This window comes from Nonomuraea sp. NPDC050394 (genome assembly GCF_044459065.1).
Taxonomy (GTDB): domain Bacteria; phylum Actinomycetota; class Actinomycetes; order Streptosporangiales; family Streptosporangiaceae; genus Nonomuraea.
The window spans coordinates 86884-111780 of sequence record NZ_JBITIO010000013.1 but is presented as its reverse complement, the minus strand read 5'-3'; the positions used below and the strand labels follow the sequence as shown (position 1 = coordinate 111780).

The 24897-nt window shown below is 70.7% G+C and carries 18 protein-coding genes; 11 read left to right on the top strand and 7 right to left on the bottom strand.

Translation table 11 applies throughout. The features are described 5' to 3' along the window. Positions 1-4: 4 nt before the first annotated feature. Positions 5-4291 carry a GH92 family glycosyl hydrolase gene (locus ACIBKY_RS39455; RefSeq protein WP_397105132.1) on the top strand — a complete coding sequence of 1429 codons (4287 nt, stop codon included), beginning with the start codon at positions 5-7 and terminating at the stop codon, positions 4289-4291. 69 nt (positions 4292-4360) lie between these two features. On the opposite strand, the gene ACIBKY_RS39450 is transcribed toward ACIBKY_RS39455, so the two are convergent. Genes ACIBKY_RS39450 through ACIBKY_RS39430 form a run of 5 tightly spaced genes read right to left on the bottom strand, consistent with a single transcriptional unit; the run spans position 4361 to position 9377 of the window. Next, entirely contained in the window at positions 4361-5272 is a 912-nt protein-coding gene (locus ACIBKY_RS39450) for an SMP-30/gluconolactonase/LRE family protein (protein WP_397105130.1), read from the bottom strand. Further along, complete coding sequence (locus tag ACIBKY_RS39445) at positions 5269-6027, bottom strand: SDR family NAD(P)-dependent oxidoreductase (RefSeq protein ID WP_397105128.1); 759 nt, start codon at positions 6025-6027, stop codon at positions 5269-5271. The genes ACIBKY_RS39450 and ACIBKY_RS39445 overlap by 4 nt, the downstream gene beginning before the upstream one ends. Further along, the gene (locus tag ACIBKY_RS39440; RefSeq protein ID WP_397105126.1) at positions 6024-6866 is read right to left on the bottom strand and encodes an amidohydrolase family protein; all 843 of its coding nucleotides are present in this window, start codon (positions 6864-6866) and stop codon (positions 6024-6026) included. The genes ACIBKY_RS39445 and ACIBKY_RS39440 overlap by 4 nt, the downstream gene beginning before the upstream one ends. After that, complete coding sequence (locus tag ACIBKY_RS39435) at positions 6856-8037, bottom strand: mandelate racemase/muconate lactonizing enzyme family protein (protein WP_397105124.1); 1182 nt, start codon at positions 8035-8037, stop codon at positions 6856-6858. The genes ACIBKY_RS39440 and ACIBKY_RS39435 overlap by 11 nt, the downstream gene beginning before the upstream one ends. Beyond that, positions 8037-9377 (bottom strand): aspartate aminotransferase family protein, encoded by a 1341-nt coding sequence (locus tag ACIBKY_RS39430; protein WP_397105122.1) that lies wholly within the window; start codon positions 9375-9377, stop codon positions 8037-8039. The genes ACIBKY_RS39435 and ACIBKY_RS39430 overlap by 1 nt, the downstream gene beginning before the upstream one ends. A 218-nt stretch (positions 9378-9595) precedes the next feature. On the opposite strand from ACIBKY_RS39430, the gene ACIBKY_RS39425 reads away from it, so the two are divergent. The 8 genes from ACIBKY_RS39425 to ACIBKY_RS39390 all read left to right on the top strand — a co-directional run bounded on the left by ACIBKY_RS39425 (position 9596) and on the right by ACIBKY_RS39390 (position 19720). Then, positions 9596-10336: an IclR family transcriptional regulator gene (locus ACIBKY_RS39425; RefSeq protein WP_397105120.1), complete on the top strand. Its 741-nt coding sequence runs from the start codon at positions 9596-9598 to the stop codon at positions 10334-10336. 172 nt (positions 10337-10508) lie between these two features. Further along, complete coding sequence (locus ACIBKY_RS39420; protein WP_397105118.1) at positions 10509-12458, top strand: hypothetical protein; 1950 nt, start codon at positions 10509-10511, stop codon at positions 12456-12458. A gap of 34 nt (positions 12459-12492) precedes the next feature. Continuing rightward, on the top strand, positions 12493-14592 hold the full coding sequence (locus ACIBKY_RS39415; RefSeq protein ID WP_397105116.1) for a hypothetical protein: 2100 nt from the start codon (positions 12493-12495) through the stop codon (positions 14590-14592). Beyond that, positions 14593-15819, top strand: a complete 1227-nt coding sequence (locus ACIBKY_RS39410; RefSeq protein ID WP_397105114.1) for a Gfo/Idh/MocA family protein — start codon at positions 14593-14595, stop codon at positions 15817-15819. A 76-nt stretch (positions 15820-15895) separates the two neighbouring features. Next, positions 15896-17116 carry an ABC transporter substrate-binding protein gene (locus ACIBKY_RS39405; protein WP_397105112.1) on the top strand — a complete coding sequence of 407 codons (1221 nt, stop codon included), beginning with the start codon at positions 15896-15898 and terminating at the stop codon, positions 17114-17116. Next, positions 17113-17961 (top strand): carbohydrate ABC transporter permease, encoded by an 849-nt coding sequence (locus ACIBKY_RS39400; protein WP_397105110.1) that lies wholly within the window; start codon positions 17113-17115, stop codon positions 17959-17961. Before ACIBKY_RS39405 ends, ACIBKY_RS39400 begins: the two co-directional genes overlap by 4 nt. A gap of 2 nt (positions 17962-17963) precedes the next feature. Then, positions 17964-18836 carry a carbohydrate ABC transporter permease gene (locus tag ACIBKY_RS39395; protein WP_397105108.1) on the top strand — a complete coding sequence of 291 codons (873 nt, stop codon included), beginning with the start codon at positions 17964-17966 and terminating at the stop codon, positions 18834-18836. Between the two features lie 41 nt (positions 18837-18877). Further along, the gene (locus ACIBKY_RS39390; protein WP_397105106.1) at positions 18878-19720 is read left to right on the top strand and encodes a GNAT family N-acetyltransferase; all 843 of its coding nucleotides are present in this window, start codon (positions 18878-18880) and stop codon (positions 19718-19720) included. Between the two features lie 21 nt (positions 19721-19741). Here the strand turns inward: ACIBKY_RS39390 and ACIBKY_RS39385 are convergent, their stop codons facing one another. Then, complete coding sequence (locus tag ACIBKY_RS39385; protein ID WP_397105104.1) at positions 19742-20203, bottom strand: RDD family protein; 462 nt, start codon at positions 20201-20203, stop codon at positions 19742-19744. A gap of 90 nt (positions 20204-20293) precedes the next feature. Between ACIBKY_RS39385 and ACIBKY_RS39380 the strand changes: the two genes are divergently transcribed. Then, complete coding sequence (locus ACIBKY_RS39380; RefSeq protein ID WP_397105102.1) at positions 20294-21223, top strand: hypothetical protein; 930 nt, start codon at positions 20294-20296, stop codon at positions 21221-21223. A 93-nt stretch (positions 21224-21316) separates the two neighbouring features. Further along, positions 21317-22741: a type I glutamate--ammonia ligase gene (gene glnA, locus ACIBKY_RS39375; protein WP_397105100.1), complete on the top strand. Its 1425-nt coding sequence runs from the start codon at positions 21317-21319 to the stop codon at positions 22739-22741. 49 nt (positions 22742-22790) lie between these two features. Here the strand turns inward: glnA and ACIBKY_RS39370 are convergent, their stop codons facing one another. Beyond that, on the bottom strand, positions 22791-24833 hold the full coding sequence (locus ACIBKY_RS39370; protein ID WP_397105098.1) for a tetratricopeptide repeat protein: 2043 nt from the start codon (positions 24831-24833) through the stop codon (positions 22791-22793). Positions 24834-24897: the final 64 nt, after the last annotated feature.

Genomic DNA, 24897 nt, shown 5'->3' with positions numbered 1-24897 from the left:
TTGTATGCGCAGAACGCATCTGGCGGTCGTGACGGCCGTCGCCGTGGCGGTGTTCGCGGGGTTATCCGGGGTGGCGGCGGCCGATCCACCGCCGTCACCGCTGCCGTCGGACGCCCCGTCCGCGGCCCCCACCCATCCGGCTCCGATCGAGGAGCAACCCGCGGCCCAACCGGCGACGGGCCGGAGCCGGGCCGTCGCGGCTCCGCCCGGGGCGCTGTTCCACTCCTCCTTTGAGACGGGGCAGCCCTCGCCCGACTGGGTCAACACGCCCGAGGAAGGCAGGCCGGGCGAAGGGGTCACCGGGAGTACCACGGGCGGGATTCCGGGCAACATCACCGACGAGATCGCCGAGGTGGCGGCCAGCGGCGAGTACTCCCAGGCGGGCGAGGTCAAGGAGAACCTCCTCGACGGGGACGTCAACACCAAGTGGCTCGTGTTCACCTCGACCGGCTGGGTCTCGGTCAGGCTGACCAAGCCGATCAAGGTCGTCCGTTACGCGCTGGCCAGCGCCAACGACGCGGCCGAGCGGGATCCGCGCGACTGGGCTCTGGAGGGATCCCAGGACGGGCGGAGCTGGACGGCCGTCGACACCCGTGCGGGCGAGGTGTTCGACGCACGGCTGAAGACGCGGGAGTTCGAGGTGGCGAACGCGGCGCCGTACCTGCACTACCGGCTGAACGTGACCCGCAACGGGTCCGGCGGGATCGTGCAGCTCGCCGAGCTGCAGTTGTCCGACGGCGACACGACGCCGAAGCCGCCCTCGCCGATGCGCAGCGTGGTCGGGCCGGGGCCGGGCAGCGGGTTCGCGGCCAAGCTGCGCGCCGGGTACACGGGGCTGCAGGCCTTCCGGTACTCGGGCAGCACCACGCGTGAGCAGGGTGGGCGGGCCACGAACAAGGTGTTCGAGACCGACATCGAGGTGGCGGCCGACACCGAGCTGTCCTACAAGATCTTCCCCGAGTTCACGGGGGCGTCGATGGCCTATCCGAGCACCTTTGGGGCGGTCGATCTGGCCTTCGGCGACGGGACCTATCTCAGCGACCTCAAGGCGGCCGACCACCACGGGATCACCCTGGGCCCGCGCGCCCAGGGTGCGTCCAAGACCCTGTACGCCGACCAGTGGAACCACAAGAAGGTACGCATCGGGGACGTGGCCAGGGGCAAGCGGATCAAGCGCATCCTCGTGGGCTTCGACGCGCCGGTGGGTCCGCTGTCGTTCAAGGGGTGGCTGGACGACCTCACGCTCGCCCCGGCCGACGACAGGAAGCCGGACAGCGTGGCGGACTACGCGCTGACCACGCGGGGCACGCACTCGACGGGCGGCTTCTCGCGGGGCAACAACTTCCCGGCCACGGCGGTGCCGCACGGGTTCAACTTCTGGACGCCGATGACGGGGTCGGGGTCGAACTCGTGGCTGTATGAGTACCACCGCAACGGCAACGCCGACAACGTGCCGACCATCCAGGCGTTCGCCGCCTCCCACCAGCCGAGCCCGTGGATGGGCGACCGGCAGTCGTTCCAGGTGATGCCATCGCTGCTGGCCAGGCCGAACGCGGACCGGGTGGCCAGGGCGACGCCGTTCTCGCATGACAAGGAGACGGCGCGGCCGTACTACTACGGGGTGGATCTCCTGAACGGGATCCGCACGGAGATCGCGCCCGCCGACCACGCGGCGGTCTTCCGCTTCACCTTCCCGGGGGACGGCGGCAGCCTGATCTTCGACAACTACAACAACGACGGCGGGCTCACGGTCGGCGCCGACGGCGTGGTGACCGGCTTCACGGACGCGCGCAGCGGACTGTCCGCGGGGGCGACGCGGATGTTCGTGTACGCCGTGTTCGACCAGCCCGTCACCGCCGGTGGCAAGCTGACCGGCGCGGGCCGCGACAACGTCACCGGCTACACGGCCTTCGGCGCCAAGCAGGTGACCATGCGCATCGCCACCTCGTTCATCAGCGTGGAGCAGGCGAGGCTGAACCTGGCCGAGGTCGCGGACGGGTTCGAGCCGGTCAAGGCGCGGGCCAAGCGGGCGTGGGAGGACAAGCTGGGCGTGATCGAGGTGGAGGGCGCCTCGCCGGACCAGCTCACCACGCTGTACTCCAACCTGTACCGGCTGTTCCTGTATCCGAACTCGGGCTTCGAGAACACGCCGCAGGGGCCGAAGTACGCCAGTCCGGTCTCGCCTCCGGCCGGGCAGAACACACCCACACAAACCGGGGCGAAGGTGGTGGACGGCAAGATCTACGTCAACAACGGGTTCTGGGATACCTACCGCACCACATGGCCCGCGCACGCGCTGCTGTCGCCCCAGGCCGGGGAGCTGGTGGACGGCTTCGTCCAGCAGTATCGCGACGGCGGCTGGATCGCGCGCTGGTCCTCGCCCGGCTATGCCGACCTGATGGTGGGCACCAGCTCGGACGTGGCCTTCGCCGACGCGTACACCAAGGGGGTGCGCGGATTCGACGCCAAGGCCGCCTACGCGGCGGCGCTGCGCAACGCGACCACGGTGCCGCCGAACGCCTCGGTGGGCCGCAAGGGCATGGCCACGTCGGTCTTCCGCGGGTACACGGCGCTCAACGAGGTCGGCGAGGGCCTGTCGTGGGCGGTGGACGGCTACATCAACGACTTCGGCATCGCCGAGATGGCCAAGGAACTGGCCAAGACCGCCACCGGCCCAGAGAAGACGACATATCTCGATGAAGCCGAATATTTCGGCAATCGGGCGCTTAACTATCTGAACATGTGGGATCCGGCCACGGGCTTCTTCCAGGGCCGCGACTCCACCGGCAAGTGGCGCCACACCAAGGCCACCTACGATCCCCGCGTCTGGGGCTTCGACTACACCGAGACCAACGGCTGGAACATGGCCTTCCACGCACCGCAGGACGGCGTGGGACTCGCCGGGCTGTACGGCGGCCGCCCGGCCCTGGCCAAGAAGCTCGACGACTTCTTCACCAGCCCGGAGACCGCCACCTTCCCCGGCTCGTACAACGGCGTCATCCACGAGATGCGCGAGGCCAGGGACGTGCGCATGGGCCAGTACGGCCACAGCAACCAGCCCAGCCACCATATTCCCTACATGTACAACTACGCCGGGCAGCCGTGGAAGACGCAGGCGAAGGTCCGCGAGGCCCTGTCCCGCCTGTACCTCGGCAGCGAGATCGGCCAGGGCTACGCCGGTGACGAGGACAACGGCGAGATGTCGGCCTGGTACCTGTTCGGCGCGCTCGGCTTCTACCCGCTCCAGATCGGCAGCCCGCACTACACGGTCGGCTCGCCGCTGTTCACCAAGGCCACGGTCCACCTGCCCTCGGGCCGCGACCTGGTGATCAACGCACCGGCCAACAGCGCGAAGAACGTCTACGTCCAAGGGCTCAAGGTCAACGGCAAGGCGTGGTCGTCGACCTCGCTGCCGCACGACGTGCTGGCCCGCGGCGCCGTACTCGACTTCGCGATGGGACCGGAGCCGTCGGCCTGGGGAGAGCCGCTGAACTCGATCACCCCGGACGGCGCGACGCCGCGCCCGCTGCGCGACATCCCGGTGAGCGGCGGCCCGGCCGCGCTGTCCGACGACACCTCGGCCACGACCGCGCAGCTCTCCGGCCCGGTCACGCTCCGCGCGGGCAGCAGGGAGAAGGTCTCCTTCTACACGCTCACCTCGGCGCAGACCGGACCGTCGTCGTGGACGCTGGAGGGTTCCCTGGACGGCACTACCTGGACCGTCGCCGACCGGCGCCAGAACGAGCCGTTCACCTGGTCGCGCCAGACCCGCCCCTTCAAGATCGCCAACCCGGGCCGTTACGCCCACTACCGCCTGACCGCCACGGGAACGCTGGCCGAGCTGGAACTCCTGGCCCGGCCCGATCCCGCCTGCACCCAGACCGTCACCGGCACCCGTCCCGGCCCGCTCACCGTGAGCTCCGGCGTCACGTGCCTGGCCGCCGGGGCGAAGGTGACGGGGCCGGTGGTCGTCCGCAAGGGCGCCGGCCTGTACGCGCTGGACTCGGCCACGATCGGCGGCCCGCTCAGCGCGGCAGGTGCCGAGACGGTGGCGCTGCTCGGCACGTCGATCGGCGGCCCGCTGTCGGCCACCGGCGTGGCGGCACTGTCGCTGGAGGCGGTGAGCATCGGCGGACCCGCGGCGCTGACCGGCAACACGGGCCCGCTGATCGCCGCCTCGGCCGTGCGGGGGCCGCTGACCTGCACGGGCAACCATCCGGCCCCGACCGCCAACGGCCTGCCCAGCACCGTGGGCGGACCGGTCACCGGGCAGTGCCGTTCACTCCTCTGACCCGCCGGGGCTCGCTCCCGTGCCTCTTGTGGCTCCCATGCCTCACGTAGCTCAGAGGGCTCAGGGGGCTCAGGGGCTCACCCCGGGGAACGGTGTGGGCGGGACTCCCCCGCCCACACCGGTCACCGCCAGCAACGACCCGCCGTCGGGCGCGGCGGTGGTCACGTAGAGCGTGCCGCCGCCGAAGGCGCAGCTCGTCGGGCGGGCGCAGGGCGTCTCGACGACCGTGTCGAGACGCCCTTCAGGCGTATAGCGGTGTACGGCGGCGCCGTCCCAGACCGCCACCCACACACAGCCGTCCTCGTCGACGGCCAGGCCGTCGGGCAGCCCGCCCCGGACCTGCGCCACCACGCGCCTGCCGGTGATGCGGCCATCGTGGACGTCGAAGGCGTCGAGGGTACGGGTGGGGGTGTCGACGTAGTACATGGTGCGGTGGTCCGGAGCCCAGCCGAGGCCGTTGGAGCAGGTGACGCCGGTGAGCTCGGTGGTGGTGCGGCCGTCGGGAGCGACCCGGTAGAGGGCGGCCGTGCCGGGGCGGTCGGTGCACATGGTGCCGATCCAGAAATGTCCCCACGGGTCCACGGCGCCGTCGTTGAACCGGGTGTCGCGCGGCAGATCCCACCGCCCCAACGGCACGCCACCGGGCTCCAGGGTGAGCCGGTCACCACGGGCCACCACCAGACCGCCGCCGCGCCGCGTGGCCATCGCCGTGACCATTCCGGCCCGAGGATCGGCACCCCGCCCCCGGGCGTCCCCACCCCGAAACCCCGCGCCAGGGGCAGCCGCGCCTTCCAGGACACCGGCGGCGAAGTGCTCGGTCGGCGCGCTTTCGAGGCAGGTGCATGCGCTGGGGTTGTAGGTGTGGATCAGGCCGGTGGGGAGGTCTGCCCAGAGCAGCAGGCCGCGGTCCTGGTCCCAGATCGGGCACTCCCCCAGCTCGGCCGTCCCCGGTGCCACGACCTCCGCCCGGAGCCGCCTCACAGCGAGTTGCGGTAGGGCGGCATGAAGCGCAGCCGGGGCATCTGGTCGGCCAGGACGCCGCCGTCCACCACGAGGGTGGCGCCGGTGACGTAGCGGGCCTGTTCCGAGACCAGGTAGCGGACCGCCCCCGCCACGTCCCGCGGCGTGCCGTACCCGCCGTGAAGGGGGATGCGCTCCTCCCACGCCCGCTCGAAGGCGGCGCGGTCGAGGGGGAAGCCGCCGTCGATGGGTGTGGCGATCATTCCGGGGGCGACCGCGTTGACGGTGATGCCGTGCGGGCCCAGTTCGGCGGCGAGCGACTTGGTGATCAGCTCCACGGCGGCTTTGGAGGCGTTGTAGTGGGCCAGTCCGGCCTCGGCCATGAGGCCGTTCTTGGAGGAGATGTTGACGATCCGGCCTCGGACGCCGTCGGCGATCATGTGTTCGGCCACCCGCTGCGCCAGGAAGAAGGGCGCCTCGCTGTTGACCCGCATGACCCTGCGCCACTCCGCCACGGTGATCTCGTTGAAGTGGCGCAGCGAGGCGATGCCCGCGTTGTTGACGAGGACGCCGATCGGGCCGTGCTCGCCCCGGACGCGGTCGACCAGTGCGGCGATGGCCTCGGTGTGGGCGAGGTCGAAGGCGTAGGTGGGCGGGGGTTCCGTGCCGGGCAGGTCGATGGACACCACGCGGAGGCCGGCGGCGAGCAGGTCGGCGGCGATCGCCTGGCCCAGGCCCCGGGCGGCGCCGGTCACCACCGCCAGTTCGCCGCTCATGACAGGCCCAGCAGGTCGAGCGACGGGCGGTGGATGAGCTTCTCGATCTCCTCGCGGTCCAGTGGCGGCAGGCCGGGGATCCCGGGTACCGCGCCCACCGCGCGCAGGCCGTCCACGGAGGCGTTCACCGTGGTGAAGGGGTAGTCGCTGCCGAACAGCAGCTTGTCCCACACGCCGTAGTCCTGGACCAGCCGCAGGCTGTGCCACAGCTGGAAGGGCCGGTAGTGCAGGGCGGAGACGTCGGCGTAGACGTGGCGGTGTTTGCGGATGACCGCGATGCACTCCCCTTCGTACGGATGGCCGAGGTGGGCCAGGACCATCCGCAGCCCGGGATGGCGGATCGCGACCTCGTCCAGGTGGACGGGCAGCGCGTACCGCAGGGGCGCGGCCGAGACGAACGTGGTGCCGGTGTGCACGAGCAGGGGGAGCCCGTGGGTTTCCGCGTAGGTGTAGAGGTCGTCCAGTTCCGGGTCGGCCGGGTCGAATCCGGCGTACATCGGCATGAGCTTGATGCCGCGCAGTCCCAGGTCCTGGTGGCCGTGGACGAGTTCGTCGCGCCAGCCGGGCTGGGTGGGGTCGAGCGCGAGGTAGCCGATGAGGCGGCCGGGGTGGGCCGCGGCGTAGGCGGCCACCTCGGCGTCGTCCACCCACAGGCCCGACCGCCGCGCCTTGCCGCCGACGACGATGGTCGTCGTGTCCTCGGGCGCGGTGGCCGCGTACCCGGCCCAGCGCACGGTCAGGTCCACCTCTCCCCCGTGGGCCCTGGCGGACTCGGCCGCGAACGGGTCGCCCAGGTCGCCGGGGCAGGAGAACAGGTGCGAGTGGACGTCAACGATCACGCTTTTCCCAGCCTTCGGCGAACATGTTCCAGAAGCGGTGGGACGGCGGATGCTCGGCGAAGACCTCGTCGACCAGTTCGATCCCGAGCCCCGGACCCTCAGGAATGCCGATATATCCGGACTCAACGGGCAGTGCGCCCCGCACCGCGTCGTGGACATGCGGGTCCACCATGCCGTCGAACGTCTCCAGGATCAGGAAGTTCGGCATCCCGAGCACCGCGTGCACGCTGACCGTGGTGCAGACCGGCGAGTTGGAGTTGTGCGGCGCGACCAGCATCGCGTGCACGTCCGCCTGCGCAGCCAGCTTCCTGACCTCGGTGAACCCACCGGCCATCGACAGGTCGGGCTGGATGATGTCCACCGCGCCGGTGGCGAACAGCCGCGCGTACTCGTACCGGTTGTGGAAGTGCTCCCCGCCCGAGATCGGCATCGTGGCCCGCTGCCGCAGCTCGGCGTAGCGCTCGATGTGCGTCCAGGGCAGCGGCTCCTCGAACCAGCCCAGGTCGAACGGCTCCAGCTCCCGCACCAGCCGCTGGGCGGTGGGCATGGCGAAGCGCGCGTGCCCCTCCACGAACAGGTCGGCATCCGGTACGGCCGCGCGCACGGCGGCCACGATCTCCACCGACAGCCGCAGCTCCTGCCTGGACAGGGATCCCAGCCCGGCCCCGAACGGGTCGAACTTGAGCGCGGTGTAGCCACGGGCGGCGACCTCGCGGGCCTTGGCGGCGAACGTCCCGGGGTCGCGCTCGCCGGTGTACCAGCCGTTGGCGTAGACCCGGACGCGCTCGCGGCAGGCGCCGCCGGTCAGCCGGTAGGCGGGGACGCCGAGCGCCTTGCCCATGATGTCGTAGAGCGCCTGGTCGATCCCGGAGACCACGATCCCGCCCACGTCGCCGCCGCGCAGGAAGTCGCCCTGGTACATGCGCAGCCAGATCTCCTCCACGTCGAAGGGATCGGCGCCGATCAGGTGGCGTCCGGCCATCGACTCGGCCAGCGAGCACGTCTCGCGGCCCCGGTAGGGGTGGGTGATCTCGCCGACGCCCGACAGTCCCTCGTCGGTGTGGACGCGCACGTAGGAGAAGTCCCGCCACGCCGTACCGAGGGAGAGGGTCTCCACGCGGCTGATGCGCCCGGCCGGCCCGGTGGGGCGGTTCTTGTCGACGGTCAGCATCACCGGGCACCGCCCATCGTGCTGGCGCCGGTGAGGTCGAGGTCGGCGCCGGTGGCGAGCTGGGCGCTGGCGGCCAGGGCGGATGCCTCCAGCAGGTGGTCGACGTCGGCGTCGGTGTGGGCGTAGGAGACGTGGCTGCGCTTGAGGTTCAGCGGCAGCTCGAAGATGCCGTGTTCGAGCAGCCGGCGCCGGTAGCCGATGAACATGCTGGCATCATTGCGCAGCAGGTCGTCGTAGGTGCGGGCGGGTCCTTCCATGAAGTACTCGACGAAGACCGAGCCGTATCCGGTCACCAGCGAGGCGACGCCCAGCGAGGAGAAGACCTCGGAAAGGCCGGTGCGGATGCGCTCGCCCAGCCGGAAGACGTGCTCGTGCACCGGCTCGGACCGCAGCTTGCGCAGGGTGGCCAGCGCGGCGGCGACCACGGCGGGGTGGCCGTTGTAGGTGCCGGCGAAGAAGGCGGGCCCGCCGGGCCTGGAGCTGAACAGGTCCATGAGGTCGGCGCGGCCTCCGAGCGCGCCCACCGGGTAGCCGTTGGCGATGGCCTTGCCCATGGTGGTCAGGTCGGGTGTGATCCCGCTGATCGCCTGCCAGCCGCCGAGGTGGTGGCGGAAACCGGTGATCACTTCGTCGAAGACGAGCACGCTGCCGGCCCGGGTGCACTCCTCGCGCAACGTCCGCAGGAAGTCCTGCTCCGGCAGCAGGGAGCCCACGTTGTGCGGCACCGGCTCGACGATGACCGCGGCGATGTCGGCGCCGTGCTCGGCGAAGGCCTGCCGTACCGCCTCGGCGGAGTTGAACGGCAGCACGAGCGTCGCGTCGAGCACCTCGGGCAGGATCCCGGCGGAGATGGGGTCCTTGCCGCCCACGCGGTCGGGGGCGGAGATCACGTTGAGGCTGACCGCGTCGTGCCAGCCGTGGTAGCAGCCCTGGAACTTGACCACGAGCCGCCGCCCGGTGGCCGCCCTGGCCACGCGCAGCGCGTGGAAGGTGGCCTCGCTGCCGGTGCTGGTCAGCAGCACCTGCTCGACGCTCGGGACGAGCTCGGTCAGCGCCTCGGCGAGCTCGACCTCGTCCTCGGTGACGCCCACCCCGCACAGGTCGACGGTACGGCCGGCCTCGGCGACGGCCGCCGAGACGTCGGGGTCGTTGTGGCCGAGCAGGGGCGGGCCGAAGGCCGCGTGGTAGTCGACGTACTCCCGGCCGTCCCGGTCGCGGAAGCGGGCGCCACCGGCCTTGGCGATGACGAGGTCGCCGAGTCCCGGGACGTTGCGCTGCCCGCTGTTGACGCCGCCGGGGATGACCCGGCGGGCGCGCTCGGAAAGGACACGCTGATTCAAGATCTCTCCTAGAAGCGCGCACGTCGCGGCCCAGCCCGGCCGCGGCGAGCACTGACGATCCACCGCTGATGTGCATTTGCCGAACACTGTTTGGCATAACCGAACAGCTTGGAAGGACCATAAACAGCCCAGAGCCTGGGTGTCAACGACAAAATCCGCTAAGCTGTTCGGCTGTGACGAACACTCCTGCTGAGGATTCGCGATATTGGGTGCGGAGCGTGGCCCGCGCCGCCGAGGTCCTGGAGGCCCTGAGTAAGAGCGACGGCGGCGTGAGCGTGACCGACCTGGCCGCCGCCTGCGGGCTGAGCAAGAGCGCCGCCTTCGCGACCCTGTACACGCTGCGCCAGTACGGCCTGGTGGCCGACGACGGCGAGGGCATGAACCGCCGCTACCGGCTCGGCATGGCGCTGGCCAGGCTCGGCTCCCGCGCCCAGGACCAGCTGAGCCTGCGCGACGTGGCCCGGCCCGCACTGGTCGAGCTGACCCGGCAGACCGGGATGAACTCCCGCCTGGCGGTGCCCGACGAGGGCCAGGCGGTCGTCGTCGACCAGGTCAGCAACGGCGAGCGCATCCAGGTCGACCTGCGCATGGGCACCCGCGAGCTGCCCCACTGCACCGGCCTGGGCAAGGCGCTGCTGGCCGAGATGGCCGACGAGGAAGTGACGGCGCTGGTCGGGCGGGTCGGCCTGCCGTACCGGACGGGGCACACGATCACCGACCTGCCGGTACTGCTCGCGCACCTCAAGACGGTCAGGGAGCTCGGCTACGCGGTCGACGACGAGGAGGACGCCGACGGGATCTTCTGCATCGGCAGCGCGCTGCGCGACCACACCGGCGCCTGCGTCGGCGCGATCAGCATCACCTCGCTGAAGCGCGACCTGCCGGCCTGGCGTTATCAGGAGCTCGGGCGCCAGGTCAGGGCCACCGCCGAGCGGATCTCGGGGGAACTCGGCGCTTGACAGAACCCTCGGACGCTGTCTAGCGTCCACGGCTAATCGTTTCGGGCGCATCACTGGCTCCCGCCGCCGCAGCCCCGGCGCCGGGAAGTACGGCCAGCAGCACCGCCGCCTGCACGCCTCAATGCGTGTCGCCCGGCCTTCCACCCCCTTTGAGGCCAGAACCATGAAACAGGTGGCCAGTGTCGCGCGCCTTCTCACGCTCGACGCTTCCAAGCTCGCCGACGGCACGGTGCTCCGTGTCGCCGGCTACCGCGCCGCGGGCGACGGCGGCGGCATGCTCGTCCGGTGGGACGCGCGCTCGACCGCCAAGGCGAACGGCGGCACCGTCCTGGGCACGGCCAGGAAGGGCCGCTGGCTCCAGATTCACGACGGATGCCTAGATTTCAGGAAATTTGGCATCTTCGACGCCAAAACCCCCGCAGACGCCGCACTCGACGCCATGGTCAACGACCCGAACGTCAGCCGGATCGAAGCCCGCACCGACCTGAACTTCACCAGGCGGCACACCTTCCGCCGCTCGGACCTCGTGCTCGACTTCGGCGGCCACCTGATGACCACCGAGGGCATCGAGAAGAACTCCCATGACAACCCCTTCGGCGCCGTCCTGTTCTTCAGGGGCGAGCGGACGAAGACCACCCACGTCCACAAGCTCACCGCCGTCCTGCCCGATCTGTCCGACGTCTTCGAGGTGGGCGACTCGGCCGGCTTCGCGATCGGCCAGTGGTGGGCGGTCGAGGTGGACGCCCTGTCCGGGACGTACGAGCGTGAGCTCCAGCGCCTGGTACAGATCACGCAGGTCGTGGACGGTTCCCACGTCCGCGTGAACTACAAGAACGGCTGGGAGCTCGCTCCCGGCCGGTCGCTCACCTGGACGCGCGTAATACCGGTCGAACGCGTCCGGGTGAGCGGCCTCCGCTTCACCGGCGTCCCCGGCGGCGACCAGTACACCGGCTCCCACCCGCTGGCCTACGAGTACGCGGTCCACTGCGACGTCGCCGACGTCCACGCCGAGGGCTCCTTCTGGCCGGTGATCATGCGCCGCTGGTGCACGTTCTTCCGTACCGAGCGGTGCGGGCTCAAGAACCCGCCCACGGTCATGTACGGCGGCGCCGGATACCTCACCCAGCAGATCTACTGCCTCTACGGCCACGTGGCCGACTGCGCCACCTCCAACGTCCGCCACCTCAACGACTTCACCGCCAGCGCGTACTGCACGGTCGAGAACTGCCACGGCGACGGCGACGACGAGGGCGGCAACCCCTTCACCACCCACGGCCAGTACGAGCACGACCTGGTCTTCACCGGCAACTCCGGCCTCATGGACCTGGCCAACAGCGGCGCCCCGTGGGGCACCAGCGCCAAGCGGATCACGGTCAGGAAGCACCTGTGCTCCTGGTTCGTGGCCGGAACCAAGATCACTGACCTGACGCTGGAGGACGTCAGGGTCATCCCCCGCTCGACGTTCGACCCGGCGGGAACGCTCCAGGTGAACGCCGACGGCGTCCAGATGCGTGGCTGCTCGGCGAAGACGTTCGCGATCGGCCAGCGCTCCAGCCGCTCCACCCGGCCCAACGTGATCGAGGGCTGTTCCTTCGAACTGCCCGAGGGCCAGGTGGTCGTGCAGACGCCGGTCACGAACGCAGTGCACTTCAAGGACTGCGTCTTCACCGGCCTCGACGGCGCGACCCTGCGCGGCCCCGGCCCGCTCACGTTCACCGGCTGCGTCCTGGACGGCGCCGGCCCCCTCCTGCTGGGCTCGGCGAGCGTCACGGTCAGGGGCGGCCGGGTGAGGAACACGGCCATCCAGCTCACCGCCGTACGCGACCAGGTGCTCAGGCTGGAGGGCGTGGAGCTGGACGACTCCCCGCTGACCAGGGCGGACGGCCCCGGCGCCATCACCTGGGAGCTGGCCGGCGTGCGCAGCCGCGCCGAACGCTCCCACCTGGAGCTGACCGGCGGGAAGAACCGCTACCGGGCCACCGGCTCCGCCTTCACCGGCGGCACGCTCACCCTGACCGGGGCCGCCGAGGTCCTGCACACCGGCTGCGCCGAGGACGGCGTCGAGCGCCGGTTACCGCCTTCGGGCCCGCGCGTGCTGGTCAGCCACACCATCACGCTCTGAGCCGATCTCCCCCACTCCCAGCAAGGAACCACCCATGGAACGTCGTGACATCCTGCGCGCCTCCGGCCTGGCCGCCGCCGGCACCCTCCTGCTCGCCCAGCCCGCGCTGGCCGATCCGGGCAAGAAGCCCAAGGAGGAGGTACGCGCTGCCGCCACCGTCGCCGAGCTGCTCGCCTACGAGCCGGCGAAGCTGGCCGACGGCACCCTGGCCCAGGTCGCCGGCTACCGCTCCCCCGGCGACGGCGGCGGCATGCTGGTCCGCTGGGACGCGAACTCCACCGCCCCGGCCAACGGCGGCACCGTCCTGGGCACGGCCAGGAAGGGCCGCTGGCTGCAGATTCACAACGGATGCCTAGATTTCCGGAAATTTGGCATCTTCGACGCCAAAACCCCCGCAGACGCCGCACTCGACGCCATGGTCAACGACCCCAGCGTCTCCCGCGTCGAAGCCCACACCGACCTGAACTTCACCAAGCGCCACACCTTCTCCCGCTCCGGCCTGGTGCTCGACTTCGGCGGCCACCTGATGACCACCGACGGCATCGAGAAGGCCGGCGCCGACGACCCCTTCGCCGCCGTGCTGTTGTTCCGCGGCAAGGTCACCGAGACCAAGGTCACCCACAAGCTCACCCAGGTCATGCCCGACCTGTCGGACGTCTTCGAGGTCGGCGACTCCGGCCGGTTCAAGGTCGGCCAGTGGTGGGCCGCCGAGGTCGACCAGGGCGCCGGCCGCTGGGAGAAGGAACTGCAGAAGCTCGTCGAGGTCACGCAGATCGTCAGCCCCACGCAGATCCGGGTCAACTACAAGAACGGCTGGGAACTGAAGGCCGGCCGGAGCGTCACCTGGACGCTGGTCGAGCCGGTCGCCCGGGTCCACGTCCGCAACCTGCGCTTCCGCGGCGTCGTGCCCGGCGACCAGTACACCGGCTCCCACCCCCTCGCCTACGAGTACGCCGTCCACTGCGACGTCGAGTCGATCCACGCCGAAGGCACGTTCTGGCCGGTGATCATGCGCCGCTGGGCCACGCACTTCCGTACCGACCGCTGCACGCTGAAGAACCCGGCCAGCGTCACGTGGGGCGGCGCCGGCTATCTCACCCAGCAGATCTACTGCCTGTACGGCCACGTCGCCGACTGCCACGTGGCCAACTCCCGCCATCTCAACGACTTCACCGCCAGCGCGTACTGCTACGTCGAGAACTGCCACGGTGACGGCGACGACCAGGGCCCCTTCGTCACCCACGGACAGTACGAGCACGACCTCACCTACACCGGCAACTCCGGCCTGATGACCTTCGCCAACTCCGGCGCCGCCTGGGGCTCGGCGGCCAAGCGCATCACCGTGCGCAAGCACGTCTGCTCGTGGTTCGTGGCCCGGGTGAAGATCACCGATCTGACGCTGGAGGACGTCCAGGTCATCGGCAAGCCCTCGCTCAACGGCTCGGGCATGATCTGGGTCAACGCCGACGGTGTGCAGATGCGCGGCTGCTCGGCCAGTCACACGCTGATCGTCTCGCAGCAGTCGAAGCTTTCGGGCCGCCCCAACCTCATCGACGGCTGCACGTTCACGCTGCCGGCCAAGAGCGAGATCGTGCAGGCCAACGTCACCAGCCCGGTGCACATCAGCCGCTCGGTCCTGCACGGCCTGGACGGCAACACGTTCAACGGCGCGCGGACGGTCTTCGCCCACGTCGTCTTCAACGCCGCCCAGAACGCCGCGCCGCTGACCTTCGCCGGCTCGGCGACGCTGACCGGCTGCACGCTCAACGGCCTCGGCCTGCGCGCCGCGGGCAGGACCGACCAGCGCCTGCGGCTCGACGGCGGCACTGACATCTCGGGCGAGGGCGAGGGCGAGGGCGGGGGCGGGGGCAGCGCGCTGCTCTCCCGCGCGGAGCCGACCGGCCTCGTGTCCTGGGAACTGTACGGCGTGCGCAGCCGTACCACCGGAGCCCACGTCCTGCTGGAGGCGGGGCGCAACCGCTACACCGCGACCGGCAGCCAGTTCAGCGGCGGCAAGCTCACGATCAAGCAGTTCGAACTGGTCCAGCACACCGGCAACGTCGAGGAGGCGGTGACCAGGGAGCTGCCGCCGGACGGCCCGAAGGTCCTCACTTCCGGAAATCTGGTGATTTAGGTGCGGAAAGTCACGCTGGCCATCGCGGGAGCGGGCAACAGGGGGCAGACCTACGCCTCCTGGATCGCCGCCCATCCCGGCCGGGCCGAGCTCGTCGCGGTCGCCGACCCCGACCCGGCCAGGCGCCGCGCCATCGGCGCCCGGAGCCCCGGCATCCGGGAGCTCGGCGACTGGCGGGACCTGCTCGCCGACCGGGTGGCCGACGCGGTCATCCTGTCCACGCAGGACCGCATGCACGTCGAGCCCGCCATCGCGCTGGCGGGCGCCGGCTACGCGCTGCTCATGGAGAAGCCGCTGGCCCCCACCGAGGAGGAGTGCCGGCGCATCGTGCGGGCCGTGTCCGAGTCGGGGGTGCTGTTCGCGGTCTGCCACGTGCTGCGCTACACGCCCTACACCGAACTGGTGAAGCGGGTCACCGGCAGCGGGGTGATCGGCGAGATCATGAGCGTCGAGCACCTGGAGCCGGTCGGCTGGTGGCACCACGCCCACTCCTACGTGCGCGGCCCCTGGCGCAGCGAACGGCTGGCCAGCCCGATGCTGCTCGCCAAGTCCTCGCACGACCTCGACTGGCTCACCTACGTCACCGGCCGCCGGATCCGCCGGGTCTCCAGCTTCGGCTCGCTCGGCCACTTCCGGCCCGACCGGCGCCCCGCCGGCGCGGCCGAGCGCTGCCTCGACTGCCCGATCGAGCCGGCCTGCCCCTACTCCGCGCCCAAGCTCTACCTGAACCGCGGCTACGACTGGCCGACCAGTGTGCTCGGCGGCACCGAGGCCGAGGTCATGGACGCGCTGCGCACCGGCCCGTACGGCAGGTGCGTCTACGCGAGCGACAACGACGTGGTCGACCACCAGGTGCTGGCCATGGAGCTGACCGGCGGGGCCACGGCCACGTTCACGATGACCGCCTTCACCGAGCAGACCCACCGGCAGACGAAGATCTTCGGCACCCACGGGCGGCTGATCGGCGACGGCGAGTCGGTGGAGGTCCTCGACTTCCGCGACAGCCGTACCACCAGGTGGGAAGGCGTCAGCAGCGGGTCGAACGCCGGCGACGGCCACGGCGGCGGCGACGCCGGCGTCATGGACGCCTTCGTGAGCGCGCTGGCCACCGGGGACCGCTCGTTCGTGCGCTCGGACCACACCGAGTCGCTCCACAGCCACCTCGCGGTCTTCGCCGCCGAGCGGGCCCGTCACACCGGCACGGTCGTCACCGTGCCCGAATCCTAAAAGCCCGAATCCTAAAAGCCCGAATGCCTAAAGGGCCGAATGCCTAAAGGGCCGAATCATAGAAGAGGAAACGATCATGCGACCTCGCGCACTGGCAGCCGCGCTGCTCGCCGTCGGAACGCTCGCCGCCTGCGGCGGGTCCGGCGGCGACGGCAAGCAGGCCGTGACCATGTGGATCTACCCCATCATCGCCGACCAGGCCAAGCACCAGGCGTTCTGGGACGGGCAGGTCAAGGCGTTCGAGTCGGCCAACCCGGACGTGGACGTCAAGGTCGAGATCTACCCGTGGGCCAAGCGGGACGAGGCGCTGTCCACGGCGATCGCCGGCAACAAGGCGCCCGACGTGGTCTACCTCATCCCCGACCAGTTGCCCAAGTACGTGAAGACGCTGGAGCCGGTCGACTCCTACCTCGCCGACAAGGCCGGCTACCGGCCCAACGCCCTCCGGGCGGTCACCGTCGACGGCAAGGCCATGGGCGCGCCCGTCCTCATGTCGGCCAACCCGCTGGTGTGCAACCAGAAGGCCTTCGACGCCGCCGGGATCAAGGACTTCCCCAAGACGTGGGAGGACGTGCTGCGCCTGGCCCCGCAGTTCAAGGCCAAGGGCGTGGACGTCACCAACTACTGGGCCGACCCGGCCGCGACGCTCAACCAGTCGTTCTACCCGCTGCTGTGGCAGGCCGGCGGCGACGTCTTCACCGCCGACGGCAAGGCCAGCGCGTTCGGCGGCCCCGAGGGCGTCAAGGCGCTGACCTTCCTCAAGCAGCTCGCCGACGGCGGCTTCGTGGAGAAGGACCTGCTGACGGGGCTGCCCAAGTTCGAGCAGACGCGCACCGCCCAGAACAAGGTGGCCTGCACCTGGCAGCAGTTGCCCGCCGACGTCGAGTCGTTCTGGGGCAAGGAGAACATCAAGGTGGTGCCGCCGCTGACCGGCGCCAAGCAGGTCGCCTACGGCACGGTCGGCTCGCTGAGCATGCTCAAGGCGAGCAAGAACAAGGAGGCGGCGGGCAAGTGGATCGCCTTCGCCACCGCGGCCGAGACGGGCAAGGCGTTCAACCTGGCCTCGGGCTTCTTCTCGCCGCGCACCACGACCGGCGCCCTGTACGCCGCCGACCCGGTCCAGTCCGAGGTGGAGAAGACGCTCGACCTGACCACGGCCGGGCCCCTGCACGACAAGGCCCGTGACGTCATGGGCGTGCTCGCGCCGGAGATCCAGGCCGCGCTCATCGGCAAGAAGACGCCCGAGCAGGCGCTGGCCGACGCGACCAAGGCCGCCGACGCCCTGCTGGGCCGATGAGGTTCACGTTGCGCTGGGAGGCGCGGACCGGACTGCTGTTCGTCCTGCCGTGCCTCCTGCTCTTCCTGGCCTTCCGCTTCGGCCCGTCGATCGCGGGCGTGCTGCTCGGCTTCTTCGAGTTCGGCATCGGCGACAGCCCGGCGTTCACCGGCCTGGACAACTTCCGCCGCATGGCCGGCGACCCCGTGTTCTGGGACTCGCTGCAGGTCACGCTGGTCTACACCGTGCTCTACGTGCCCGTCTCCATGGCCGCATCGGTCGGCATGGCGCTGCTGGTGCGCCGCTCCTTCCGGGGCGCGCGCTTCTTCCGCTCGGTCTTCTTCCTGCCGGTCGTCACCAGCCTCGTGCTCGCCGGAACCGTCTTCACCTGGCTGTTCTCCTCCGAGGGCCCGATCACCAAGCTGACGGGCCTGTCCTGGCTGGCCTCGCCGACGCTGGTCCTGCCCGCGCTGGTGATCGTCTCGGTCTGGTCGAGATTCGGGTACGGCATGCTCATCGTCCTGGCCCGCCTGCAGGATCTCCCCCGCGAACTGGAGGAGGCGGCGCTGTCCGACGGAGCCTCGACCTGGCAGCGCTTCCGCCACATCGTCCTGCCCCAGCTGCGCCCGGCGCTGTTCTTCGTGGCCGTCATCGAGACGACGACCTCTTTCCAGGTCTTCGACCTCGTCTACGTGATGACCGGCGGCGGGCCCGCGCACGGCAGCTTCACGCTCGTGATGGCGCTGTACGAGCAGGGGTTCAAGAACTTCGAGTTCGGCTACGCCAGCGCGATCGGCGTCGCCCTGTTCGTCATGACCCTCGTGGTGGCGCTCATCCAGCGCCTGATCATCGGGAGGAGCAAGTGACCATGCCGGCCACGCGGCCGCACGCCGTACGCTCGAAACATCCGTCCTACAAGGCCCTGGAGCCGACGCGCGGCGGGAAGGTCGCCCGGATCGTCCTGCTGGCGATCGCGACGCCGGTGACGCTCTTCCCCTTCTACGCGATGGTCGTGCTGTCGCTGAAGCCGGGAGCGGCCGTCACCTTCCCGCAGAGCATGCTGCCCTGGCCGGTCGACTTCAGCGCCTACGGCGAGGTGCTCGGCGGGCGCGACCTGCTGAAGTGGACGTTCAACACGCTCGTCTACTCCGTGGTCAGCGTCGTGGCCGTGCTGCTGCTGGCCTCGCTGGCCGGGTACGCCTTCGCCAAGAAGCGCTTTCCGGGGCGCGAGCCCATGTTCTGGTCGTTCCTGGCGATGGTGATGGTGCCCTACCACGTCACGCTGATCCCGACCTTCGTCCTCATCACGCAGCTCGGCGGCGTGGACACCTACTGGGGGCTGATCCTGCCCACGCTCGCCAACGCGCAGGCGGTGTTCCTGATGCGGCAGTTCATCATGGGGCTGCCGGACGAGCTGTTCGAGGCGGCGCGGCTCGACGGCGCCTCCGAGTGGCGGATCTTCACCAGGATCGTGCTGCCGCTGTGCAAGCCGATCCTGGCCACGCTCGGGGTCTTCGTCTTCCTGTGGCACTGGAACGACCTGCTGTGGCCGTTGATCGTGGGCGGCAGCGCGGACATGCGCACGCTGACGGTCGGCATCGCCTCGCTGCACCAGGAGAACGTGCCGCTCAGCGTGGTGCTGGCCGGGGCGACCGTGGCGTTCGTGCCGATCTTCGCCGCGTACCTGGTCGGGCAGCGCTACTTCACCGAAGGCGTCACGATGTCGGGAATCAAGGGCTGATGGGCGGACGGGTGGGCCGCGGACATGCCGGCGAGGATGGGATGATCAGGACGGCCCGTCCCGGCGACCGCGACGCGCTCTACGCGCTGTGGGCGGCGTGCTTCGACGCGCCGCACATCGTGCCGTTGTACGAGAGCGACCCCGGCCGCCACGAGCGCACCTTCGTCGTGCCCGGCCCCGGCGGCCTGCTGGCCGGCGTGTACTACCTGCCGCGCCCCATCCGCGACGGCCGCGGCGGGGTCCTCCGCGTGGGCGGCGTCGCCAACGTCGCCACCCGCCCCGACGCCCGCGGGCAGGGCCACGTCCGGCGCCTGCTGGCCGCCGCGGTGGCGGCGATGGCCGCCGACGGCTGCGCGTGGTCGCTGCTGTTCACCGGAACGCCCGCCGTCTACTCCGGCTGGCGTTCCTTCGAGCTGCCGATGGTCAGCGGGCCGCTGGCCGTTCCCGGCGGGGTCCGCGCGCCGCTGCGGGCCGCCGTACCCGGGGAACTGGCCGCCCTGCACGAGGAGCACAACCGCCGCCGTCCGCTGACCACCGTCCGCGACCCGGCGCACTGGCGGGTCAGGGTGCCTCTCTGGTACGGCGAGCTCCTCCGCACCGACGACGCCTATGCCGCCGTGCGCTGGCACGCCGACGAGCTGGAGATCTTCGAGGTCGCCGGTGACCTGGAGACGTTGCTGCCCGCGCTGGCCGCCGCGGCCCTGCGGCGGGGCATCCGGCGGGCGCGGGCGCGGCTGGCGTGGGACGATCCGGCGGTGCCGTACCTGCTGGCGAGTGTGCGGCGGGACAGCGACAGGACGGGGATGGCCCGCGCGCTGCTGTCCGACCCGGACCCGGTCGTGCGGGCCCCGGGCGCGGCCCACTGGCCCGCGGACTACTTCTGACGGTGCTACATGTTGACGGTGCTACATGTTGACGGTGATCGTGTTGGACGCGCGGTCGTGCATGCCGCGGTTGTCGCGGTCGTAGATCACCGCGGGCACGGCCAGGCACAGCAGCACGGTCCGCACAAACACCGGCAGCAGGCGCGGGATGCCGCCGTCCATGGCGACGACCTTGATCTTCATCAGCCGGTGCCCGAACGTCTGGCCCAGGAAGGCCACCAGCAGCAGGTACTGCAGGGCGAAGATGAGCACCGGCGCCCACGGCGAGGCCGTGGGGCTGATGCCCAGGATGAGCTGCGCGATCGCCCAGGTGCAGATCATCCAGTCGATGACCAGCGCCGCGATCCGCCGCCCCCACCCGGCCACCGACCCGCTGCCCCGCTCCGGCAGTCCCAGCCGCTGACCCGGGTACCCGAGGTCGACCCCGGCGGCGCGCACGCCGCCGAGCCAGGTCTGCGTCCAGCGCGGCTGCTTCTCACTCATGCCCACCACGGTATCCGGCGGGGGCGCCGGTCGCGATTGTGACCCAATCGCGCTTCTGCCTGGGTGTTTCCGCACGCATGATGTCTCCTCATGGACGACCTCGACGCACGCTTCCAGGAGCTGGTGTCCCAGATCGGGGAGGACGAACAGCGCAGGATGCGCGAGGCCGCCGCCAAGGCCGCGCGCCGGGCCGCGCCGCCCTCTTCCCGGCGGCCGTCCTCACGCGCGCGGCGGTGGGCGCTGGCCGTCGTCCTGGTCCTGGCCGTGCTGGTCGCCGCGGCGAGCGTGCTGGCCTTCCGTCCCGAGTTGCTGACGCCCGAGCCCGCCGTACGGCGGACCCAGCCCGCGCCCACGAGCACGCCGGAGCCGCCCGCGCCCGCTGATCCCTTCGAGGGCTCGCCCGCCACCGGATACGCCTCGGGAGCGGCGGGTTTCGTGCTGCCCGCGCCCAAGGCGGTCGGCGGGCTGTCGGCCAAGGAGGTGGGCAGGGGGCTGGCGCGGGTGCGTGACCTGCTCACCGCCGCCTACCTCGACCCCGCCACGCTCATGGGTGGCGAGCCCAAGGCGTTCACCGCCCTGGCCGACCCCGGACAACGCAAAAAGATCACCCGGAGCTGGGTCAACAGCTTCGCGCCCGGTACCACCGAGCTGGCCACGGACGTCATCAAGGTCCGCGGCGAGGCCACGCTCTCCCGCTTGCGCGAGGGCGCCCGCGTGAAGGTCAGCTATCTGGTCGTCTACGCCGTCCAGAGTCCGGGCCGGCCGGACCAGGTGGTCCGGCTGGTGACGCGGCCGCGCGGCTCGTTCGCCATCTACGTGTCGGAGGGTGAGGTGCGCGTATGGGTGGAACGCCTCGGCGCCGACGCCACCCCGGTGCGTTGCGACGTCTCCGGCGGCTACATCCACCCGCGCTTCCCCGGCTCCGCGCCGGGCCGAGTAAGCGGCACCGGCGCGCCCCGCGACCCCTATGACCTGCACCAGCCCGTCAGCGATGGATGCACGGCGACCACGGGCACGTGAGCCCCCTTAACACCGGCGAAACAAACGAGACACGGCGTGGAAATCGCCTCCCCCTAACGTCGGGCTGATACCCGTCCCCAGGGAGGTTTGAGAGTGTTCAACTCCGCCGACGACGTCCTGAAGTTCATCCGGGACGAAGGGGTGCAGTTCGTCGATGTCAGGTTCACCGACCTGCCGGGGACGACGCACCATTTCACCTTCCCGGTCGAGAACTTCGGCGCCAGCGTCTTCACCGACGGCCTCATGTTCGACGGCTCGTCGATCCGCGGGTTCCAGGCCATCCACGAGTCGGACATGCTGCTCCTGCCCGACCCGACGAGCGCGGTCCTGGACCCGTTCCGCCAGCACAAGACGCTCAACATCAACTTCTTCGTGCACGACCCGCTGACCGGCGAGGCCTACAGCCGCGACCCGCGCAACGTCGCCCGCAAGGCGGAGGAGTATCTCAAGGGCACGGGCATCGCCGACACCGTCTTCTTCGGCCCCGAGGCGGAGTTCTACATCTTCGACGACGTCCGCTTCGAGACGAGCGCGAACGCCGGCTACTACTACATCGACTCCATTGAGGGCGCCTGGAACACCGGCAAGTCCACCGAAGGCGGCAACCTGGGTTACAAGCCGCGCTACAAGGGCGGCTACTTCCCCGTCCCGCCCATGGACCACTTCACCGACCTGCGCTCGGAGATGGTCCGCAACCTCATCGAGTGCGGCATCGACGTCGAGATGCAGCACCACGAGGTCGGCACCGCGGGCCAGGCCGAGATCGACTTCAGGTTCGGCACGCTGCTCAAGACCGCCGACAACCTGATGCTCTACAAGTACATCATCAAGAGCACCGCCCTGGAGTACGGCCACACGGTCACCTTCATGCCCAAGCCGATCTTCGGTGACAACGGCTCCGGCATGCACTGCCACCAGTCGCTGTGGAAGGACGGCTCCCCGCTCTTCTACGACGAGGTGGGCTACGCCGGCCTGTCCGACACCGCCCGCTACTACATCGGCGGCCTGCTGAAGCACGCCCCCTCGCTGCTGGCCTTCACCAACCCGACGGTGAACTCCTACCACCGCCTGGTGCCCGGCTACGAGGCGCCGGTCAACCTGGTCTACAGCCAGCGCAACCGCTCCGCGTGCGTCCGCATCCCGATCACCGGCTCCAACCCGAAGGCCAAGCGCATCGAGTTCCGGGTGCCCGACCCGTCGTGCAACCCGTACTTCGCCTTCGCCGCCATGCTGATGGCCGGCATCGACGGCATCCGCAACAAGATCGAGCCGCCGGAGCCGGTGGACAAGGACCTCTACGAGCTGCCGCCCGAGGAGGCCCGCAACATCCCGCAGGTCCCGGGCTCCTTGACCGACGTCCTGAACGCCCTGGAAGCCGACCACGACTACCTCCTGGAGGGCGGCGTCTTCACGCCCGACCTGATCGAGACGTGGATCGCCTACAAGCGCGAGAACGAGGTCGACCCGATCCGCCTGCGGCCCCACCCCCACGAGTTCGAGCTGTACTACGACGTGTAGGCAGCGGCCCCGGCCCGGCATCGACCACGATGCCGGGCCGTTCGCCTGCTCAGGGCCCGGCCGGATCGTGCTGCCGGTCGAGGGTGGACAGGTGGGATCGGGCCTGTTCGGTCACCACATGGCCGGGGCCGAGGACGCGTTCGCCGGTTTCCAGCAGTTGCGCGTACAGAGTTCGGGCGGCGGCCGGGGCGCCGGTCGCCGCCAGGAAGTCGGCGAACACCAGCTTGGTCTGCAGGGTGAAGACGTTGTCGGCGCCGAGTACGCGCTCGTAACCGGCTATGCAGGTCCGGTACAGCCGGGTGGCGCGTTCGTCGTCCCTGGAGTTGCCCACGACCATCGCCAGCCCCCGCTCGGCCATCAGCGTGTCGGAGTCGTTCTCGCCCAGTGCCCGGACGCAGTCCGCGCAGGTCGACTCCATGAGGGAGATCGCGTCTTCGTGCCGGCCGGCGTGGCTGAAGGTCAGGGCCAGCAGGCCACGGCGGCCCAGTGTGGTGCGGTGGCCGGAGCCCAGGACCCGGACGTGCTCGGCCACCGCCTGCTCCTGCAACGGCACCGCGTCGGCCGAGTTGTAGTTCAGGCTGTAGACGTCGGCCAGGCCCGCGTAGCACTTGAGGGTGCCGGGATGGTCGGGGCCCAGGACGCGGATGTAGTCGGCGATGGTGCGTTCGTACAGCTCCACCGCTCGTTCGGGCTGGAGCAGGTGGCTGTAGGAGAAGGCCAGGTCGGCCCTGGTGTTCAGGGTGATCTCGTGGTCGGCGCCGAGGACGCGTTCGAAGTCGGCCAGGCACTGCTCGAACAGGGCCACGGCGTCGGCGTTGCTGGAGTGGCGGGCGCGGTAGCCCACGCCCAGTTGCCTCAGGGCGGCCAGTACGGGCACCGAGCGCTCACCCACGTGGGCGTAGGCCGCCTCCGCCTGGGCGACGAAGGACTCCCATTTGGCGCGGTTCACCCAGGTGTCCAGCGGGCGGTAGGCCTCGAGGAGTTCGGCGGCGCTGTCGAGGGCACGGCCCGTGGCGCCGGGGTCGCGTTCCCTGAGTACGCGCTGCGTCACCCGGTGCACCACCACGGACAGGCGGTCCTGGCTCCAGGTCAGCAGCGACCTGCGCACGAGGGCGGCCAGGCGGTCCAGGGCGTCGTCGTCGATCGCCGGGTAGAGCAGGCAGCGCGGGACGCCGTCCGGGGACAGCACGGACAGGACGCTGAGGACGTCGGCCGCGCCGTCGATCTCGGCCTCCGCCGCCTCCACCGCGAGGGTCACGGCCCGCACGACGCTGTCGGGATAGGCGTCGCTGTCGGAACTGCGCAGGCTCCTGGCCAGCGGTACGCGGCGCAGCGTGGCCAGGTAGGCGGCGTAGGTGGAGCCGCGATCCTCGATCAGGGCCGCGGCCTGAGCCAGGGCGAGTGCCAGGTGGCCCAGTTCGCGGGCCAGGGCGGCGGCGCCGGCGGGGTCGCCGAGGCCGGTGGCCCGCTCCAGGTACGCCACCGACTCGCGCTCGGTGAACACGTCCACGGGCACCCGCGCGCCCAGCCGGTCGAACGCCCGGTCCCTGGTGGTGATCACCGTCCGCACGTTGCCGCCCGCGGGCACCCATCGGCGCAGCTCGCGTACGCTGGCCGCGTTGTCGAAGACCAGGAGGCACGGCTCGCGGGCGGCGGCCAGCCAGTCGCGGGCCTTCTCGGCGGCCTCGGCCGAGGAGTCGCCGGCGCCGCGCAGGCCCGCCCGATCGGCGAGGCGGCCGAGCCCGGCGACGATCTGCTCGTGGGTCTCGGCGTGGACCCAGGCGACGACGGCGAACGAGGCGGCCTGGCATTCGCGGGCGTACGCGGCGGCCATCGTGGTCTTGCCGACGCCCGGCGCCCCGCTCACCGAGCGGACCACGCTCACCCGATCCTCGCCGCGCAGCCCGGACATGATGCCGGGACGCTCCTGGAAGGCGGCCGGAAGCTGTGGGATGTCCCCCACGACGAGCCGTCCGGCGGCAGCCGGAGGCACCCCCACCTGGACGGTGTTGTGATCGCCTGGGATGACGATGGCGCGCTCGCCGACAGAGCCGGCGGCCACGGCCCGATCGCCCGCCGCGTCCTGGGTCATAGCCCAGTATGTGCTTTTCGGGGGTCCGTCGCGGGCGTGATCCGCCGATCGCATTGCGGGCCGG

What these genes read in the sequence shown, in the direction of transcription:
- ACIBKY_RS39380 (WP_397105102.1), top strand. Translation starts at nt 20,294, where the DNA reads ATGGACGACCTCGACGCACGCTTCCAGGAGCTGGTGTCCCAGATCGGG.
- ACIBKY_RS39400 (WP_397105110.1), top strand. Translation starts at nt 17,113, where the DNA reads ATGAGGTTCACGTTGCGCTGGGAGGCGCGGACCGGACTGCTGTTCGTC.
- ACIBKY_RS39370 (WP_397105098.1), bottom strand. Translation starts at nt 24,833, where the DNA reads ATGACCCAGGACGCGGCGGGCGATCGGGCCGTGGCCGCCGGCTCTGTC.
- ACIBKY_RS39395 (WP_397105108.1), top strand. Translation starts at nt 17,964, where the DNA reads ATGCCGGCCACGCGGCCGCACGCCGTACGCTCGAAACATCCGTCCTAC.
- ACIBKY_RS39455 (WP_397105132.1), top strand. Translation starts at nt 5, where the DNA reads ATGCGCAGAACGCATCTGGCGGTCGTGACGGCCGTCGCCGTGGCGGTG.
- ACIBKY_RS39385 (WP_397105104.1), bottom strand. Translation starts at nt 20,203, where the DNA reads ATGAGTGAGAAGCAGCCGCGCTGGACGCAGACCTGGCTCGGCGGCGTG.
- ACIBKY_RS39390 (WP_397105106.1), top strand. Translation starts at nt 18,878, where the DNA reads ATGATCAGGACGGCCCGTCCCGGCGACCGCGACGCGCTCTACGCGCTG.
- ACIBKY_RS39445 (WP_397105128.1), bottom strand. Translation starts at nt 6,027, where the DNA reads ATGAGCGGCGAACTGGCGGTGGTGACCGGCGCCGCCCGGGGCCTGGGC.
- ACIBKY_RS39415 (WP_397105116.1), top strand. Translation starts at nt 12,493, where the DNA reads ATGGAACGTCGTGACATCCTGCGCGCCTCCGGCCTGGCCGCCGCCGGC.
- ACIBKY_RS39405 (WP_397105112.1), top strand. Translation starts at nt 15,896, where the DNA reads ATGCGACCTCGCGCACTGGCAGCCGCGCTGCTCGCCGTCGGAACGCTC.
- ACIBKY_RS39435 (WP_397105124.1), bottom strand. Translation starts at nt 8,037, where the DNA reads ATGCTGACCGTCGACAAGAACCGCCCCACCGGGCCGGCCGGGCGCATC.